This is a genomic window from Nitratireductor luteus, from assembly GCF_026162365.1.
GTDB classification, from domain to species: Bacteria; Pseudomonadota; Alphaproteobacteria; order Rhizobiales; family Rhizobiaceae; genus Chelativorans; species Chelativorans luteus.
The window spans coordinates 293,521-308,196 of record NZ_JAOANW010000007.1 but is presented as its reverse complement, the minus strand read 5'-3'; the positions used below and the strand labels follow the sequence as shown (position 1 = coordinate 308,196).

The 14,676-nt window shown below is 63.3% G+C and carries 16 protein-coding genes and 1 other annotated feature; of the genes, 8 read left to right on the top strand and 8 right to left on the bottom strand.

Annotated features, from left to right (window positions below):
- Nucleotides 1-6 precede the first annotated feature (6 nt).
- The gene (locus N1058_RS12260) at nt 7-1,149 is read right to left on the bottom strand and encodes an ABC transporter substrate-binding protein (protein WP_265517826.1); all 1,143 of its coding nucleotides are present in this window, start codon (nt 1,147-1,149) and stop codon (nt 7-9) included.
- A 299-nt stretch (nt 1,150-1,448) separates the two neighbouring features.
- Between N1058_RS12260 and N1058_RS12255 the strand changes: the two genes are divergently transcribed.
- The 3 genes from N1058_RS12255 (at nt 1,449) to N1058_RS12245 (ending at nt 3,992) form a co-directional block, all read left to right on the top strand.
- Nucleotides 1,449-1,826: a YkvA family protein gene (locus N1058_RS12255; protein ID WP_265517894.1), complete on the top strand. Its 378-nt coding sequence runs from the start codon at nt 1,449-1,451 to the stop codon at nt 1,824-1,826.
- A gap of 279 nt (nt 1,827-2,105) precedes the next feature.
- Complete coding sequence (locus N1058_RS12250) at nt 2,106-2,606, top strand: invasion associated locus B family protein (protein WP_265517893.1); 501 nt, start codon at nt 2,106-2,108, stop codon at nt 2,604-2,606.
- Between the two features lie 165 nt (nt 2,607-2,771).
- Nucleotides 2,772-3,992: an argininosuccinate synthase gene (locus tag N1058_RS12245; protein WP_265517825.1), complete on the top strand. Its 1,221-nt coding sequence runs from the start codon at nt 2,772-2,774 to the stop codon at nt 3,990-3,992.
- Nucleotides 3,993-4,142: 150 nt separating this feature from the next.
- Here the strand turns inward: N1058_RS12245 and N1058_RS12240 are convergent, their stop codons facing one another.
- A complete protein-coding gene (locus N1058_RS12240) occupies nt 4,143-4,958 on the bottom strand; it encodes a lytic murein transglycosylase (RefSeq protein ID WP_265517892.1) in 816 nt (271 codons plus the stop codon).
- A 152-nt stretch (nt 4,959-5,110) separates the two neighbouring features.
- Here N1058_RS12240 and N1058_RS12235 point away from each other — a divergent pair, with 152 nt between their 5' ends.
- The 5 genes from N1058_RS12235 to rpsP all read left to right on the top strand — a co-directional run bounded on the left by N1058_RS12235 (nt 5,111) and on the right by rpsP (nt 8,919).
- Nucleotides 5,111-5,788 (top strand): DUF1236 domain-containing protein, encoded by a 678-nt coding sequence (locus N1058_RS12235; RefSeq protein WP_265517824.1) that lies wholly within the window; start codon nt 5,111-5,113, stop codon nt 5,786-5,788.
- Nucleotides 5,789-6,091: 303 nt separating this feature from the next.
- Nucleotides 6,092-7,642 carry a signal recognition particle protein gene (gene ffh / locus N1058_RS12230; RefSeq protein WP_265517823.1) on the top strand — a complete coding sequence of 517 codons (1,551 nt, stop codon included), beginning with the start codon at nt 6,092-6,094 and terminating at the stop codon, nt 7,640-7,642.
- A gap of 9 nt (nt 7,643-7,651) precedes the next feature.
- Nucleotides 7,652-7,978, top strand: coding sequence for a chorismate mutase (locus N1058_RS12225; protein WP_265517822.1), 327 nt, complete (start codon nt 7,652-7,654; stop codon nt 7,976-7,978).
- A complete protein-coding gene (locus tag N1058_RS12220; RefSeq protein WP_265517821.1) occupies nt 7,975-8,478 on the top strand; it encodes a GNAT family N-acetyltransferase in 504 nt (167 codons plus the stop codon). Before N1058_RS12225 ends, N1058_RS12220 begins: the two co-directional genes overlap by 4 nt.
- Nucleotides 8,479-8,499: 21 nt before the next feature.
- Nucleotides 8,500-8,919, top strand: a complete 420-nt coding sequence (gene rpsP / locus N1058_RS12215; RefSeq protein WP_265517820.1) for a 30S ribosomal protein S16 — start codon at nt 8,500-8,502, stop codon at nt 8,917-8,919.
- Between the two features lie 100 nt (nt 8,920-9,019).
- Here rpsP and N1058_RS12210 read toward each other — a convergent pair whose 3' ends face one another.
- From N1058_RS12210 to arsC, 6 genes are all read right to left on the bottom strand, one after another.
- Complete coding sequence (locus tag N1058_RS12210; protein WP_265517819.1) at nt 9,020-9,871, bottom strand: universal stress protein; 852 nt, start codon at nt 9,869-9,871, stop codon at nt 9,020-9,022.
- 2 nt (nt 9,872-9,873) lie between these two features.
- On the bottom strand, nt 9,874-11,358 hold the full coding sequence (locus N1058_RS12205) for a SulP family inorganic anion transporter (protein WP_265517818.1): 1,485 nt from the start codon (nt 11,356-11,358) through the stop codon (nt 9,874-9,876).
- Between the two features lie 63 nt (nt 11,359-11,421).
- Nucleotides 11,422-11,477: a sequence feature (sul1 is cis-regulatory element that is thought to sense ions involved in sulfur or methionine metabolism; They are found in Alphaproteobacteria), on the bottom strand.
- Between the two features lie 81 nt (nt 11,478-11,558).
- Nucleotides 11,559-11,945: a DUF4112 domain-containing protein gene (locus tag N1058_RS12200; RefSeq protein ID WP_265517817.1), complete on the bottom strand. Its 387-nt coding sequence runs from the start codon at nt 11,943-11,945 to the stop codon at nt 11,559-11,561.
- Complete coding sequence (locus N1058_RS12195; RefSeq protein WP_265517816.1) at nt 11,945-12,103, bottom strand: YqaE/Pmp3 family membrane protein; 159 nt, start codon at nt 12,101-12,103, stop codon at nt 11,945-11,947. The genes N1058_RS12200 and N1058_RS12195 overlap by 1 nt, the downstream gene beginning before the upstream one ends.
- 165 nt (nt 12,104-12,268) lie before the next feature.
- Nucleotides 12,269-14,107, bottom strand: a complete 1,839-nt coding sequence (locus tag N1058_RS12190) for a DEAD/DEAH box helicase (protein ID WP_265517815.1) — start codon at nt 14,105-14,107, stop codon at nt 12,269-12,271.
- 139 nt (nt 14,108-14,246) lie between these two features.
- A complete protein-coding gene (gene arsC / locus N1058_RS12185) occupies nt 14,247-14,651 on the bottom strand; it encodes an arsenate reductase (glutaredoxin) (RefSeq protein WP_265517814.1) in 405 nt (134 codons plus the stop codon).
- Nucleotides 14,652-14,676: the final 25 nt, after the last annotated feature.

The following is a 14,676-nucleotide window of genomic DNA, read 5'->3' as shown; positions in this document are numbered from 1 at the left end:
AAAAAATCAGTCTTTGCCATTCGACAGCGAGACCCAGTAGCCGCCCTGGTAATCCACCGGCAGGAATTCATCGTGCAGGCGGCGGAAATTGGCATCGGGGTCGAGGTCGGCGAACAGTTCGGGGTGCAGCCATTTGGCGATCTGCTGGATGGCGGCGAACTGGTAGGGGCTGTTGTAGAACTGGTGCCAGATGGCGTGGAACGATTGCGTCTTTTGCGCCGGAATTCCGGTATAGGCGGGGCGCGAGGGATAAAACTCCAGTTTGTGCATTGCCTCTGCCGGATCGCCTCCGGCGCCTACCGGAACCCAGGTGCCGCCCGGCACATAGGCTTCCCAGTGGGCGCTGGTGACGATGACGTGCTGCGGGTCGGCGGCGATCACCTGTTCGGCATTGAGCTGGCCGAAGGTGCCGGGCAGAATGTTGCGAGCGATGTTGTCTCCGCCGGCGATTTCGACGAATTTTCCGAAGTTCTCATCACCGAATGTGTGGCAGCAATCCTCATAATAGCCGCCCGCCCTGTCTATCAGCACGCGGGGGCGGTTGGGGCTGGTGGCGGCGATGACGTCCGTCACCCGCGCGATTTCCCGCCGGCGGAACTCTATGAGAGCCTCGGCGCGCTTTTCCTGGCCGAAGAGCTGGCCGAAAAGCCGGATCGTCGGCTCGGTGTTCTCCATGGGCCGCCGGCGGAAATCGACATAGACGACGGGAATTTCGAGCGCGGCGAGCTTTTCGATATACTGGGCCTCTTCCGCCGCCTGCACGGTCTCGTAGTTCAGGATCACGACATCGGGCTTTTGCACAATCGTCGTTTCCAGGTCGACCAGACTGTCCTCATAACCGGAAAATGTCGGAACCCCGGCGAACTCGGGAAAGCGCTGCAGATAGGCCTGATAGGTTGCCGGATCGGCCTCCTTCAAATCATTGCGCCATGCGGCGATGCGCCGGGCAGGATCTTCGCGGTCAAGAGCGGCAAGGACGTAGAGCTGCCGGCCCTCGCCGAGGATCGCCCGTTCCACCGGAGTCTCCACCGCAACCTCGCGGCCAGTGACGTCGGTAACGGTGATCGTTTCGGCAAAAGCGGAGATGGGTATGGCGACCGCCCACGAGAGAACAAGCGCGGCAAGGGCCGTTGTCCGAATATAGGTCATCTGGTCCCCCATGCCGAGCAGGCCGGCTATACGCTGAACCCGGCGGTGAGGAAGGAATATCCACGGCAAAAGCCGTTGCGTGACCCGGCGGACACCCGCAAAGCCACCTTCCTCAATCAACGGGATTCAAGGTCCTGTCATTGAACTGGCGGGTCCTCGTAGCTTATGAAATCGGGAAACTCAATGTTTTTCAATAGTTTAGAATCATTCTAATTTCACTCATGAATTCTTCCAGGCCCAGGACGGCCGCGGCGAAGCTATTGCAATGAGGCTGGTGCTCCCCACATGATGCGATCATGATGGAAGACGTGAAAATCGGTGAGATCCTTGCCCCCGGAAGCGAGGACGACAACCGTCGCCGCGAAGAGCGCGTCCGCGACCGCTTCTGGAAAACGGCAAGGCGCGCTGCGCGGCAGGTTCCTTTCATGGAAGACGTGGTGGCGGGCTATTACTGCGCCCTCGACCGGGACACGCCGCCGCGGGTGCGCGGCATACTTCTGGCGGCGCTCGCCTATTTCATTCTGCCGCTAGACACGATCCCCGATTTCCTGGCCGGGTTCGGTTTCACCGACGATGTCGCGGTACTGATGGCGGCGCTGAATGCCGTGCGGACGCATGTTACCCCGGTCCACCGGCAGGCGGCCCAACGGACACTGGAAGCCGAAGAACAGCGCTAGGGCCTGCGGGCAATCATGGCTGCTATGCCGGTTCGGTCATACTGTGGGGGGTCAAACTCTTGCCTTTTTCATCCGATTCAACGCTTGTGTCGGGGCATGGAGGCATTCATTGTGATCGCGGCATCCAAGGCCGGCGTCTTTTTGGGCGGTTCGCTTGACGCGGCTTCACCCTTTGGTAACCCAGATTAAATAAAAATGAAGCGATCAGGCTTCACGGTATGAACCTTTGAGGTCGCTGCCAACACAAATGCAGACAGAGACAAAGTAATGGTCAGGACAATGCGAGCAATCTTCTCGTCACTCATTCTGTTGGGCGCAGTCGTCGCCGGCGGACCGGCCTATTCCCAGGCCACCGCAGTCGGGCAACACCGCGACTGGGGCACCTATAGCTACCAGTCCGACAGCGGCAAGGTCTGCTATGTGATGAGCGTGCCGAAGGCGAAGGAACCCGCCAGCCTGGACCATGGCGACATCTTCTTCTTCGTCAGCCAGAAGCCGGGGCAGAACGTCGCGTTCGAGCCTCAGTTCATCGCTGCCTACGATCTTCAGGAAGGATCCAAGGTAACGGTCACGGTGGGCGGCAAGTCCTTCTCGATGTTCACCCAGGGCAAATCGGCCTGGCTTGAGAATGCTGCGGAAGAGCCGCAGCTTCTCGCCGCCATGAAGGCCGGCACCGACATGAAAATCGCCGCCAAATCCGGCCGGGGCAACGACACGGGCTATACGTTTTCGCTGCTCGGGCTGACCGCGGCGCTGGACTCCATCCAGTCCTGTAAGTAAGGCGTGGCACCTGATTTCTGACCATCGCCTGATCCCATCGGGCCTAACTGTCCTTCAAGGCGCGGCGTGCCCTTGCTGCCGCGCCTTTTCCTGTTAAAAGATCGCGCCATTGTCTTCCGACCGGCCCCATGTGCCGGCCCTTTACCTCCACTACCGGAAAAGACCATGGCGAAACTGGAAAATGTGAAAAAGGTCGTGCTTGCCTATTCAGGCGGCCTCGACACCTCGATCATCCTGAAATGGCTGCAGACGGAGCTTGGCGCGGAGGTCGTCACCTTCACCGCCGATCTCGGGCAGGGCGACGAGCTGGAGCCGGCTCGCAAGAAGGCCGAGATGCTCGGCATCAAGGAAATCTATATCGAGGACGTGCGCGAAGAGTTCGTCCGCGACTTCGTGTTCCCCATGTTCCGCGCCAATGCGCTCTACGAGGGCGTATACCTGCTCGGCACGTCGATTGCGCGGCCGCTGATTTCCAAGCGCCTAGTGGAGATCGCCGCCGAGACCGGCGCCGACGCCATTGCACATGGCGCGACTGGCAAGGGCAACGACCAGGTGCGCTTCGAGCTCTCGGCCTATGCGCTGAACCCGGACATCAAGGTGATCGCGCCATGGCGCGACTGGGAATTCAAGTCTCGCACCGACCTTCTGAACTTCGCCGAGGCGCACCAGATTCCGGTGCCGAAGGACAAGCGGGGCGAGGCGCCGTTCTCGGTCGATGCCAACCTCCTGCATTCCTCCTCGGAGGGCAAAGTTCTCGAAGATCCGTGGAACGAGCCGCCGGAATATGTGCATCAGCGCTCGGTTTCGCCGATGGACGCGCCGGATCAACCGACGGAGATTACCATCGGCTTCGAACGCGGCGACGCCATTGCGCTCAATGGGAAGGCGATGTCGCCGGCGACGCTGCTTGCGGCGCTCAACGATCTGGGCCGCGACAACGGCATCGGCCGCCTCGACCTCGTGGAAAACCGCTTCGTCGGCATGAAATCGCGCGGCGTCTACGAGACGCCCGGAGGGACTATTCTCCTGCAGGCGCACCGCGCGATGGAATCGCTTACGCTCGACCGGGGCGCCGCGCATCTGAAGGACGAGCTGATGCCGCGCTATGCAGAGCTGATCTATAACGGCTTCTGGTTCTCGCCGGAGCGCGAAATGCTGCAGGCGGCGATCGACAAGAGCCAGGAGGATGTGGAGGGCGAGGTTCGCCTGAAACTCTACAAGGGCAATGTCATCGTGACCGGCCGCAAGTCGGACAAGTCGCTCTATTCGGACGCGCTTGTGACCTTCGAGGACGACCAGGGCGCCTATGACCAGAAGGACGCGGCCGGCTTCATCAAGCTCAACGCGCTTCGGCTAAGGACGCTGGCGGCGCGGAAACGCGGCTGATGAGGATGCAAGGGGGCCGGCGGTGACGCCGGCCTTTTCTTTTTAAAGGGGAACGTCATTGAGCGCCTGCCGGCCCTTCGCTATGGCTCCGGGCGTTCGTCGCTTGAAAAGCCAAAGCATTGGCTTTTCATCCGCTGCGCGGACCGCTCCTCACCCATCGATATCCCTGGCTATAATGGCAATCGCCTGCTGGTAGACGCTGGCGGCGTTCCAGCCCTCGATCGCGCGGAAGTTCGGTTGCCCGGGCTGATAGCCGGCACCGGGACGCCAGCCATGGGCGCGCAGGAAATTGGCCGTGGAGGCCAGCGCGTCGGCGGCAGAGCGGATCATGTCGATGCGGCCATCCCTGTCACCGTCGACGGCAAATTTCAGCGCGTTGCCCGGCAGGAACTGGGTCTGACCCAGCTCGCCATGGGCTGCGCCTATGGCGTCGGGGCTCATCATGCCGCGGTCTATCATGGCGAGTGCGCCGTAGAGATGGCCGGTGAAGAATTCCGAACGGCGGCAATCATAGGCAAGCGTGGCGACGGCGGAGAGGATGTTCTGATTGCCGAGGAAGCCGCCAAAACCCGTCTCCATGCCCCAGATCGCAATCAGGGGGCCGGACGGTACGCCATAGCGCTGCTCGATATTGGCGAACAGGCTGGCATACTTCTTCTTCATGCCCTTGCCGCGCGAGACGATGGCATTTGCTCCGCGCTTCTGCATGAAGCTGGCGAGCGAGAGCTTGAAGCTCTTCTGGCCCCTGTCGGCGGCAATCGTCTTACTGGCATAGCGGGTGCCCTGCAGCGCGTCGAGCGCCCGGCGCCCGACGCCGCGGGCCGCGGCTTCCTGTGTGAACTGGCGCTTCCAGGCTTCGAAACCGGCGGCATCGTTGCCGCAGCCGGCAGCAAGTGCAGGTTCGCCGATTAGAAGAAGCGCAACCAGAGTTGCAGCCAGCCAGCCAGCCTTGCCGCCAAGCGCCATCATGTCCCCCTCGAGAATCGAATTCGGCGGTATTGTGGCAGCGAATGCAACCTTTGTCACCTGTGCCGCTTGCGGTGGCGGTGCTGCTCACGGAACCAAACCCTGCTGGTTTTTGTTCGAAGAGCCGGAAGGGGCTTTGAAGGAGACTCGATATGAAAGTTTTGGGTTTGAAAACTGCGACGGCAGCGGTGGCGCTGCTTTCGTTTACGGGCGTCGCCATGGCCCAAGTCGCGGCGACCGCGACGACCGATCTCAACATCCGGTCCGGACCGGGACCGCAGCACTCGGTCATCGGCGTGATCGGCGCATCTGAAGAAGCGACCATCAATGGCTGCATCGAAGGCAGTAAGTGGTGCCGGGTGACTCATGCCGGTGTCGAAGGATGGGCCTATTCCGACTATCTGACCGCCAGCATCGAGGGGCAGGACACGGTTGTGCTGTCCGAGACCCGGCCTGAGGCGGTGCCGACGGTGACCTATGAAACAACCGCAAGCACGGAAGGCACCGGGGCCGTGGCCGGAGGTGCAACCGGTGCGGTTGCGGGTGCCATCATTGGCGGGCCCGTAGGCGCGGCGATCGGCGGTGCGGCAGGTGCCGTGGCCGGCGGTGCGGTCGACACGATCACTCCTCCGCAGGAGGTCGTCACTTATGTTCAGGAAAACCGCGTGGAACCGGTCTACCTCGAAGGTGAGGTGGTGGTCGGCGCTGGCCTGCCCGAGACAGTCGAAATACGCGAGATACCTGACTATCAATATCGCTACGTCTATGTGAACGGGCAGCCGGTTCTGGTCGAGCCGGACTCCCGCCGCATCGTCTATGTGATGCGTTAGCGGGACAGACCGGCGCCGCCAGAGCCGCGGCGCCGGTTCCGCCTCTGGAAGTATACACCCCGGCCCGATGCCGAAAGCTTGACTCGGGTTCTGTTTTAGGGTCTACAGCCCCCACTTTCCGCGACGAGTTTGAAACTCCGAGCAGCCGACCAGGGCGCTTCGTTCTTGAAGACGATCCTGGAGGTCAACACCCGGCAGCGCGATGCGCCCCCGGGTGCTTTTCGGCTTTGCGCGAGGTTTAACCTGCGGCGCGGATGCATTACCTCTCGTGTTCAGTAGGACATGAGATCAAGAGGAACGTGGATGTTTGAATCGCTTCAGGAGCGCCTTGGCTCCATCCTGAATGGCCTGACCGGCCGCGGTGCCCTGTCCGAGGCGGATGTCTCGGCGGCGCTGCGCGAAGTGCGCCGCGCGCTGATCGAGGCCGATGTCGCGCTCGACGTGGTGCGTTCCTTCACAGACCGCGTGCGCGAGAAGGCTGTCGGCGCCGAGGTGCTGAAGTCCGTCAAGCCCGGCCAGATGGTCGTCAAGATCGTCCACGACGAACTGGTCGAGATGCTGGGCGCGGAGGGCGAGACCATCGACCTCAACGCGCCGGCCCCCGTCGTCCTCATGATGGTCGGCCTGCAGGGCTCGGGCAAAACGACGACTACCGGCAAGATCGCCAAGCGGCTGACGGAGCGCCAGGGCAAGAAGGTGCTGATGGCCTCGCTCGATACGCGGCGGCCGGCCGCGCAGGAGCAGCTCAGGCAGATCGGCGAGCAGGTTTCGGTTGCCACGCTGCCCATCGTGAGCGGACAAACGCCGGTAGACATTGCCAAGCGCGCCGTGCAGGCGGCAAGGCTTGGCGGCCATGACGTGATCATTCTCGATACGGCCGGCCGCACCCATATCGATGAGCCGCTGATGGCCGAGATGGCGGAGATCAAGCGTGTCTCCAATCCGCATGAGATACTGCTGGTGGCCGATTCGCTCACCGGCCAGGACGCGGTGAACCTTGCTACGAGCTTCGACGAGCGCGTCGGCATCACCGGCCTGGTGCTGACCCGCATGGATGGCGACGGGCGCGGCGGTGCCGCCCTTTCCATGCGCGCCGTTACCGGCAAGCCGATCAAGCTGATCGGCGTCGGCGAGAAGATGGACGCGCTTGAGGAATTCCACCCCAAGCGCATCGCCGACCGCATCCTGGGCATGGGCGACATCGTCAGCCTGGTCGAAAAGGCGGCGGAGACCATCGACCAGGAAAAAGCTGCGGCGATGGCCAAGAAGATGCAGGCCGGCAAGTTCGACCTGAACGATCTGGCCGATCAGCTTGCGCAGATGCAGAAGATGGGCGGCATGGGCGGCATCATGGGCCTGATGCCCGGCATGGGCAAGATGAAAGACCAGATGGCCGCCGCCGGTCTCGACGACAAGATGTTCGGGCGGCAGATCGCCATCATACAGTCGATGACGCCGAAGGAGCGGTCCAATCCCGACCTCCTGAAGCACAGCCGCAAGAAGCGCATCGCTGCCGGCTCCGGCACGGATGCGGCGCAGATCAACAAGCTTCTCAAGATGCACCGCCAGATGGCCGACATGATGAAATCCATGGGCGGCAAGGGCAAAAAGGGCGGCATGATGCGGGGCATGATGGGCGGCATGGCGCAGAAGATGGGGCTCGGCGGGATGCCGGGCGGCATGCCGGGAATGGGCGGCGGCCTGCCCGACCTTTCCAAGATGGATCCGAAACAGCTCGAAGCCCTGCAGAAGCAGGCGGAGGCGGCCGGTATGGGCGGCGGCCTGCCGAAGGGGCTTCCCGGCCTTCCCAGCGGCGGTTTGCCAGGACTGCCCGGCCTGCCGAAGAAGAAATAGGGGGCGGAAATGGAGCAGGACACGGCAAGGGCACAGCTTCTGGATCTGCGGGCGTCGATCGACAATATCGATGCAGCATTGATCCACATGCTCGCCGAGCGCTTCCGCTGCACCAAGGCGGTGGGCGTGCTCAAGGCGCGGCACGATCTGCCGCCGGCGGACCCGGCGCGCGAAAAGCAGCAGATCGAGCGGCTGCGTCGGCTTGCCGACGATGCCAATCTGGACCCGGATTTCGCGGAAAAGTTCCTCAATTTCATCATCCGCGAGGTGATCCGCCACCATGAGGCGATTGCCGAACAGCACGGCAACGGCGAAGGGGCGAAGGCCAAGACATGATCCCCGTCCTGGAAAGCGAGCGGCTGATATTGCGTGCCTGGCGTCGGGAGGATTTTCCCGCCTATGCGGTCTTCTGCGCCGATCCGGAACGCACACGCTATAGCGGTGGGGTCAAGACCGACTTCCAGGCATGGACCTCCTTTGCTGCCGGCTTCGGAGAATGGGCGCTCAACGGCTACGGCATGTTCGCGGTTCAGCCGAAGGATGGGAGCGAGGCGGCGGGTTACGCGGGACTTTGGCATCCGCCCATGCTCGACGAACCGGAACTGGCCTGGGGCCTTTTCGAAGGCTTCGAGGGCAGGGGCTATGCGACGGAAGCGGCCCGGCGCGTTCAGCTGTGGGCGGCGCGGGAGCTGAACCTGCCGCCGCTGATGAGCTTCGTCCATCCCGACAACCTGCTCTCGCAGGCTGTCATCAAGCGGCTCGGGGCTTCGCCCCTGCCACCAACGGAATTGCGCGGCGAGCCGCGCTTGCGTTTCCGGCACGTTCTGCCGGTCTAGCCATCATCGAAAGGAAGAAACATGGCACTTAAAATACGTCTGGCCCGCGCGGGCTCCAAGAAGCGTCCCTATTACCACGTTGTGGTGGCCGATGTGCGCAGCCCGCGCGACGGCCGTTTCATCGAGCAGCTGGGTTCCTGGAACCCGATGCTGCCCAAGGACGGCGAGCGCGTGAAGCTCAACGAAGAGCGCATCAAGCATTGGCTCGACCAGGGCGCGCTGCCGACCGACCGCGTGCTGCGCTTCATGGCCGATGCAGGCCTGGCCGAGCGTCCGGCCCGCAGCAACCCGAAAAAGGCCGAGCCCGGCAAGAAGGCCCAGGAGCGCGCCGCCGAGGCCAAGCAGGCCGAGGAAGACGCCAAGGCCGCTGCCGCCGAGGCAGAAGCAGCTGCCGCCGAAGCTCCGGCGGAAGAGCCCGCCGGCGAGGAAGCCGCGAGCTGATCGCAGCTTCGTGATACGTGTTCGAATGGCGGGCCCCGGCCCGCCATTCGTTTTTAAGGATGGCGCAGGCGGGATGTGGCGAAGCCGGGCGGAGCCCACGTTATCGAAACAGCAGCACCGGTATCTTGCATGAACGCAGCATTTCCGTCGTGGTCGAACCGATGATCAGGCTGCGGATGCGCGAATGTCCATAAGCGCCCATGACCAAAAGCCGGAACTGCTCGCTTTCCACGCGTTCGGCGATGACGATCTCGGCCTGGCCGGAAGCGATCTCGATTTCGGCTTCGATGCTGCCAGCGGCCAGCGTGGCGCGGGCGTCTTCCAGCCGCCTTCTGGCATCATCGCTGTCGCTGCCTACGGTGAGCAGCTTGACGGTGAGACCGGCGAAGAGAGGCGACCGCGCCATTGCGTCGACCGCCTTGATGCTGCTCGGACCCCCGTCGAAAGCGACCAGCACCTTGTCGATGGGCTTGAATGCGCGCGAGGCCACGAAGACCGGCTTCGTGCTCGTGCGCACCACCCGTTCCAGATTGGAGCCCAGATGCAGCTTGGCGAAGTCCGCTGCCTCGCCGCGCTTGCCGATGACGAACATATCGGTGTCGGCTTCGATCTCCGTCACAGTCTCGACGATGTCGCCGCGCCGGAGCTTGGTCGTGACGGCATCGACGCCGGCGAGGTGAACCATGCCGGCGGCATCGTCGAGGATCGCGCGCCCGCGCTTCTGCGCCAGCTTCGCCCGTTGCTCGTCAAGTTCGGAGAGCTCCTCCAGCAGGCTCGAGCGTGCGCCGAGCGCGATGGCGCCGGAAAGGTTGGAAGGCGCACTCGCCGTCTCGCGCCGACCGAGGATGTGCAGAAGCTCGACGGACGCGCCGGCGTGCGCCGCCACCCATGCCGCATGGTCGCATACGCTCTGCGAATAGATGGAGCCGTCTACAAAAGCGGTGATCTTCATGTCTAGTGCCCCATCAGTTTCTCAAGCGCGCCCGGCTTGTCGTGAATGCCGAGCTTGTCCACGATGGTCTCGCTCGCCTCGTTCATGCCGAATATCTCGACATCGGCGCCATCGCGCCGGAACTTGAGCACGATCATGTCCAGTGCGGCAACACTCGAAATGTCCCAGATGTGGGCGCGGGAGACGTCGATAACCACTTTCTCCAGCGCTTCCTTGAAGTCGAAGGCCTTGTTGAAGTCCTCGACCGAAGCGAAGAAGAGCTGTCCCTCCACCTTGTAGGTGCGCGCCTTGCCGTCATCGGAGAGCACCGACGTGACGCGGAAAATCTGGGCGATCTTGCCGGCAAAGAAAATGCCGGACAGGAGCACGCCGACAAGCACGCCGATGGCCAGATTATGCGTGAAAACGACGAAGACGACGGTCGCCAGCATGACGATCGAGGACGAGAGCGGATGTTCGCGCAAGCCCTTGATCGAGGACCACGAGAACGTACCGATCGACACCATGATCATGATGGCGACGAGCGCGGCCATCGGGATCTGGCGCACCCATTCGCCCAGCACCACGATCATGAACAGCAGGAAAACGCCGGCGCTGAAGCAGGAAAGCCTGCCGCGGCCGCCCGATTTCACATTGATGATCGACTGGCCGATCATCGCGCAGCCCGCCATGCCGCCGATGAAGCCGGTTGCCGTGTTGGCAAGGCCCTGGCCGATGCATTCCTGGTTCTTGTCGCTCGGCGTGTCGGTGAGCTCGTCCACCAGCGACGCCGTCATCAGCGATTCCAGGAGGCCGACCGCCGCCACTGCGGCCGAATAAGGCAGGATAATCTGCAGCGTTTCGAGATTGAGCGGGATGTCGGGGATGAGGAACACCGGCAACGTGGACGGAAGCTCGCCCATATCGCCCACGGTGCGCAGATCGAAGCCGAAGCCGATGGAGAGCGCCGTGAGGACCACGATGCAGACGAGCGGCGAAGGGATCGCCGTGGTCAGCCGGGGAAACAGATAGATGATCGCCAGACCGCCCGCCACCATCACATAGGTGAGATTGGGAACGCCGATGAGTTCGGGAAGCTGCGCGATGAAGATGAGGATCGCCAGCGCGTTGACGAAACCGGTCATTACCGAACGCGAGACGAAACGCATGAGGTGGCCGAGCCGCAAAAGCCCCGCGCCGACCTGCAAAAAGCCGGCCAGAACGGTGGCGGCCAGGAGATATTGCAGGCCATGATCCTTGACCAAAGTCACCATCAGCACAGCGGTGGCTGCCGTGGCTGCGGAGATCATGCCTGGTCTGCCGCCGGCGATGGCGGTGATGACGGCGATGGAGAAAGAGGCGAAAAGTCCCACCTTGGGATCGACGCCGGCGATGATGGAAAAGGCGATGGCCTCGGGAATGAGCGCAAGCGCGACGACGAGGCCAGAAAGCATATCCGCGCGGACATTGCCGAACCATTGGTCGCGGTAATGGGAAATTGAAATCATTGATCGTCCAGAACAAGCCCGCTCCGCCGCCGGGTGGGGCGGAAAAATGCGGGATGCGAGATGATTGAGCCAGCGGATAAGCGGCCGGCGGAGCCACCCGGAGTTTCACCGGGTCCAGGATGGTTGTAGGAGGGGTAATAGCGGCAACATTGCTGCAGCGCAACACACACTGGCGCTTAACAGCTCTGCGTGGCTCCGGTTTAGCCGGCCTCGCTCTCCAGATGTTGGCGCAGGAGGCTGACATTCCGCTTGTTGGCCTTGAAGAAAACATCGAAAACCGTGCCCATAACCGGCACTGAGCCGACCGCAAAGTCGAGCCCGACATTCGCCGTCATGTGCAGGAGCAGGCCGCGCGGAGCGCCCAGCCGGGCAGCGCGGTACACGATATAGGCAGAGATGAGGGCCGTGGCGCCGTCGCCGACCACCGGAAGAAGACTTGCCACGCCGTCGATGCCGAACGAGAACGGCGTTCCGGGAATGCCCCAGCGCGTGTCGAGGAGGGTAGCGAGCCGGTCGAGGTTCTCGATCCGGGGATCGGGTACCGGGCGTCCGGCCTCCCGTCTGTCGTCGAGGGCGCCCGCCTGCATCAGCGCCTCGTGATGATCCATACCGCGTGGATGACGCCAGGAATGTAGCCCAGCAGCGTAAGCAGCAGATTTAGCCAGAACTGGATGCCGATACCGACCTGCAGGAACACGCCGAGCGGCGGAATGAGTATCGAAAGCAGTATGCGGATGACGTCCATGGGCAAGAACTCCAGCTGTGCGCCGCCCCGCCGCACGGCCGGAAACCCGGCAATGGTGGATGCAGCGGCCCGCGTCGCAAATCAACGCACTGCACCGTAACGCCCCAATTCCTCATTCGATCCGGAAAGCAGGGTAAAGTCCGACCGCGCGGCACCTGGCCCTGGTCAAGGGGCCTTTTTCTTCGCCTTCTTCGGCTTGGCTGCGCCGCCCGCATCGGCTTTCTTCTTGAAGAACCTGGCCTCGCCTTCCGGCCCCGCGGCGCCCGGTTTGCCGCCCTTGCGGTGCGGCTTCTTGAAGGGCTTCTTGCCGGGTTTTTCCCAGCCGCCGGCGGCTTCGCCGCGCGCGGGCTTGCCGCCCGCATAGGGCTTTGCGTGGCTGGAGCGCGAGAAATCCGGCACGCCGTCAAGCTGCTTCAGGCGTATCGCATTTTCCAACGTCATGTCCGGACCGACGGCGGCCAAAAACCGTTTGACGCTGGCGGCATCCAGCTCGACGAAAGTTTCCTCGGTCTGCATCTTGATCTGACCGATCTCGCGCTTGGAGATGCCGCCGGCGCGGCACAGAAGCGGAATGAGCCAACGCGGCTCGGCATTCTGCTTGCGTCCCACCGAAAGCGAGAACCAAGCGCTCTCGGCGAAATCGTTGCGGGACGAGGGCCTTGTGTCCTCGCGCTGCCGCTCGTCGCGGTGGGCAACCGGCATCAGGTCCTCGGGCGCCGACTTGCCGCCGCGATAAAGCCTTATAAAGGCCGCCGCGACCTGGCGCACATCGCGGTTCTGCAGGAGCTCGTCGACGAAGGCTGCCTCGTCCTCGCTCACGGGCTCGGCCAGCGCCGGATCGGCCAGAAGCCGCTCATTGTCACGCCGCAGCACATCGTCGGCGGAAGGCGGCGACGCCCACGCAGCCTGGATCTTGGCCCCCTGCAACAGCCGCTCGGCCTTGCGCCGCGCGTTCTGCGGGACGATGAGCGCACTCACGCCCTTGCGGCCCGCCCGCCCCGTACGCCCGCTGCGGTGCAGCAGCGTGTCAGAATTGGTCGGCAGGTCGGCGTGGATGACCAACTCAAGGTTCGGCAGGTCAATGCCGCGCGCCGCCACGTCGGTGGCGATACACACCCGCGCCCGCCCGTCGCGCATGGCCTGGAGCGCATGCGTGCGCTCGTTCTGGCTCAACTCGCCCGACAGGGCGACGACGGAAAAGCCGCGATTGTTGAACCGCGCCGTCAGGTGGTTCACCGCCGCACGCGTGGAGCAGAAGACGATGGCGTTTTTCGCCTCGTAGTAGCGCAGGACGTTGATGATCGCGTTCTCGCGGTCGCTGGCGGCAACGGTCAGGGCCCTGTACTCGATATCGACATGCTGCTTTTGCTCGGCGGCGGTGCTGATGCGAACGGCGTTGCGTTGGTAGTTCTTCGCCAGATTGGCAATGGCGCGCGGAACTGTTGCCGAGAACATCAATGTGCGGCGATCCTGCGGCGCCGCGTCGAGGATGAATTCCAGGTCCTCGCGGAAGCCGAGATCGAGCATCTCGTCAGCCTCGTCCAGCACCACGGCGCGTAGCGACGACATGTCGAGCCCGCCGCGCCTTATGTGGTCGCAGAGCCGCCCCGGCGTGCCCACCACGATATGCGCACCGCGGTCGAGCTGACGGCGCTCGGAGCGCATGTCCATGCCGCCGACGCATGAGGTGACCCTTGCCCCGGTTTCCGCATAAAGCCATTCCAGCTCGCGCATCACCTGCAGCGCGAGTTCGCGTGTGGGCGCGATGGCCAGCGCGACCGGCGCACCGGCCTCGCCGAAGCGCTCCGCCCCGTCAAGCAGCGTCGGCGCGATCGCCACGCCGAAAGCCACGGTCTTGCCCGATCCCGTCTGCGCGGAAACCAGCGCATCCGCCCCATTCATCTCCGGAGCAAGCACGGCCTGCTGCACGGGCGTCAGCGTCTCATAGCCCCGATTGGCCAGCGCCCGGCCAAGGGCAGGCGCAATGCCTTCAAATTCAATCATACATCTACTTTCGGAAATCCTGTCCTACGCGCGTGCTCCTGCGCCACGCATGGACGGCGCGGCATCATGCCCGCGCATCGAAGGCGTATCTATCGGCTGAAAGGGCGAATGTACAGGGGCATATGGCGGCGCCCGGTCCCTACCGCCCGGCAATGACCTCGCCGTCCTCCTTGGTGAAGGATCCGACCGTCCCTTCCGGCAGCAGCTCCAGCATCGTCTCGGACGGACGGCAAAGCCTGGTTCCCTTTTCCGTCACGACGATGGGCCGGTTGATCAGGATCGGATGCTCCACCATGAAGTCGATCAGCTGGTCGTCGCTCCACTTGGGATCGTCCAGCCCAAGCTCGTCATAGGGCGTCCCCTTCCGCCGCAGAAGCTCGCGTGCGGACAGGCCCATGGCCTCGATCAGCGAGACCAGCTTTTCGCGCGACGGCGGGGTCTTCAGATACTCGACGACCTCCGGCTCCTCTCCCGCTTGCCGCAGCATGGCCAGCACGTTGCGCGAGGTGCCGCAGGCGGGGTTGTGATAGATGGTGGCGGACATCGTTTCTCTCCCCGATTAAGGTCTG

Excerpts from the sequence above, each read along its gene's own strand:
- N1058_RS12200 (WP_265517817.1), bottom strand. The coding sequence starts at position 11,945 with ATGCAGGCGGGCGCCCTCGACGACAGACGGGAGGCCGGACGCCCGGTA.
- N1058_RS12220 (WP_265517821.1), top strand. The coding sequence starts at position 7,975 with ATGATCCCCGTCCTGGAAAGCGAGCGGCTGATATTGCGTGCCTGGCGT.
- N1058_RS12250 (WP_265517893.1), top strand. The coding sequence starts at position 2,106 with ATGCGAGCAATCTTCTCGTCACTCATTCTGTTGGGCGCAGTCGTCGCC.
- N1058_RS12205 (WP_265517818.1), bottom strand. The coding sequence starts at position 11,358 with ATGATTTCAATTTCCCATTACCGCGACCAATGGTTCGGCAATGTCCGC.
- N1058_RS12225 (WP_265517822.1), top strand. The coding sequence starts at position 7,652 with ATGGAGCAGGACACGGCAAGGGCACAGCTTCTGGATCTGCGGGCGTCG.
- N1058_RS12190 (WP_265517815.1), bottom strand. The coding sequence starts at position 14,107 with ATGATTGAATTTGAAGGCATTGCGCCTGCCCTTGGCCGGGCGCTGGCC.
- N1058_RS12235 (WP_265517824.1), top strand. The coding sequence starts at position 5,111 with ATGAAAGTTTTGGGTTTGAAAACTGCGACGGCAGCGGTGGCGCTGCTT.
- arsC (WP_265517814.1), bottom strand. The coding sequence starts at position 14,651 with ATGTCCGCCACCATCTATCACAACCCCGCCTGCGGCACCTCGCGCAAC.
- N1058_RS12260 (WP_265517826.1), bottom strand. The coding sequence starts at position 1,149 with ATGACCTATATTCGGACAACGGCCCTTGCCGCGCTTGTTCTCTCGTGG.
- N1058_RS12240 (WP_265517892.1), bottom strand. The coding sequence starts at position 4,958 with ATGGCGCTTGGCGGCAAGGCTGGCTGGCTGGCTGCAACTCTGGTTGCG.
- rpsP (WP_265517820.1), top strand. The coding sequence starts at position 8,500 with ATGGCACTTAAAATACGTCTGGCCCGCGCGGGCTCCAAGAAGCGTCCC.
- N1058_RS12245 (WP_265517825.1), top strand. The coding sequence starts at position 2,772 with ATGGCGAAACTGGAAAATGTGAAAAAGGTCGTGCTTGCCTATTCAGGC.
- N1058_RS12195 (WP_265517816.1), bottom strand. The coding sequence starts at position 12,103 with ATGGACGTCATCCGCATACTGCTTTCGATACTCATTCCGCCGCTCGGC.
- N1058_RS12255 (WP_265517894.1), top strand. The coding sequence starts at position 1,449 with ATGGAAGACGTGAAAATCGGTGAGATCCTTGCCCCCGGAAGCGAGGAC.
- N1058_RS12210 (WP_265517819.1), bottom strand. The coding sequence starts at position 9,871 with ATGAAGATCACCGCTTTTGTAGACGGCTCCATCTATTCGCAGAGCGTA.
- ffh (WP_265517823.1), top strand. The coding sequence starts at position 6,092 with ATGTTTGAATCGCTTCAGGAGCGCCTTGGCTCCATCCTGAATGGCCTG.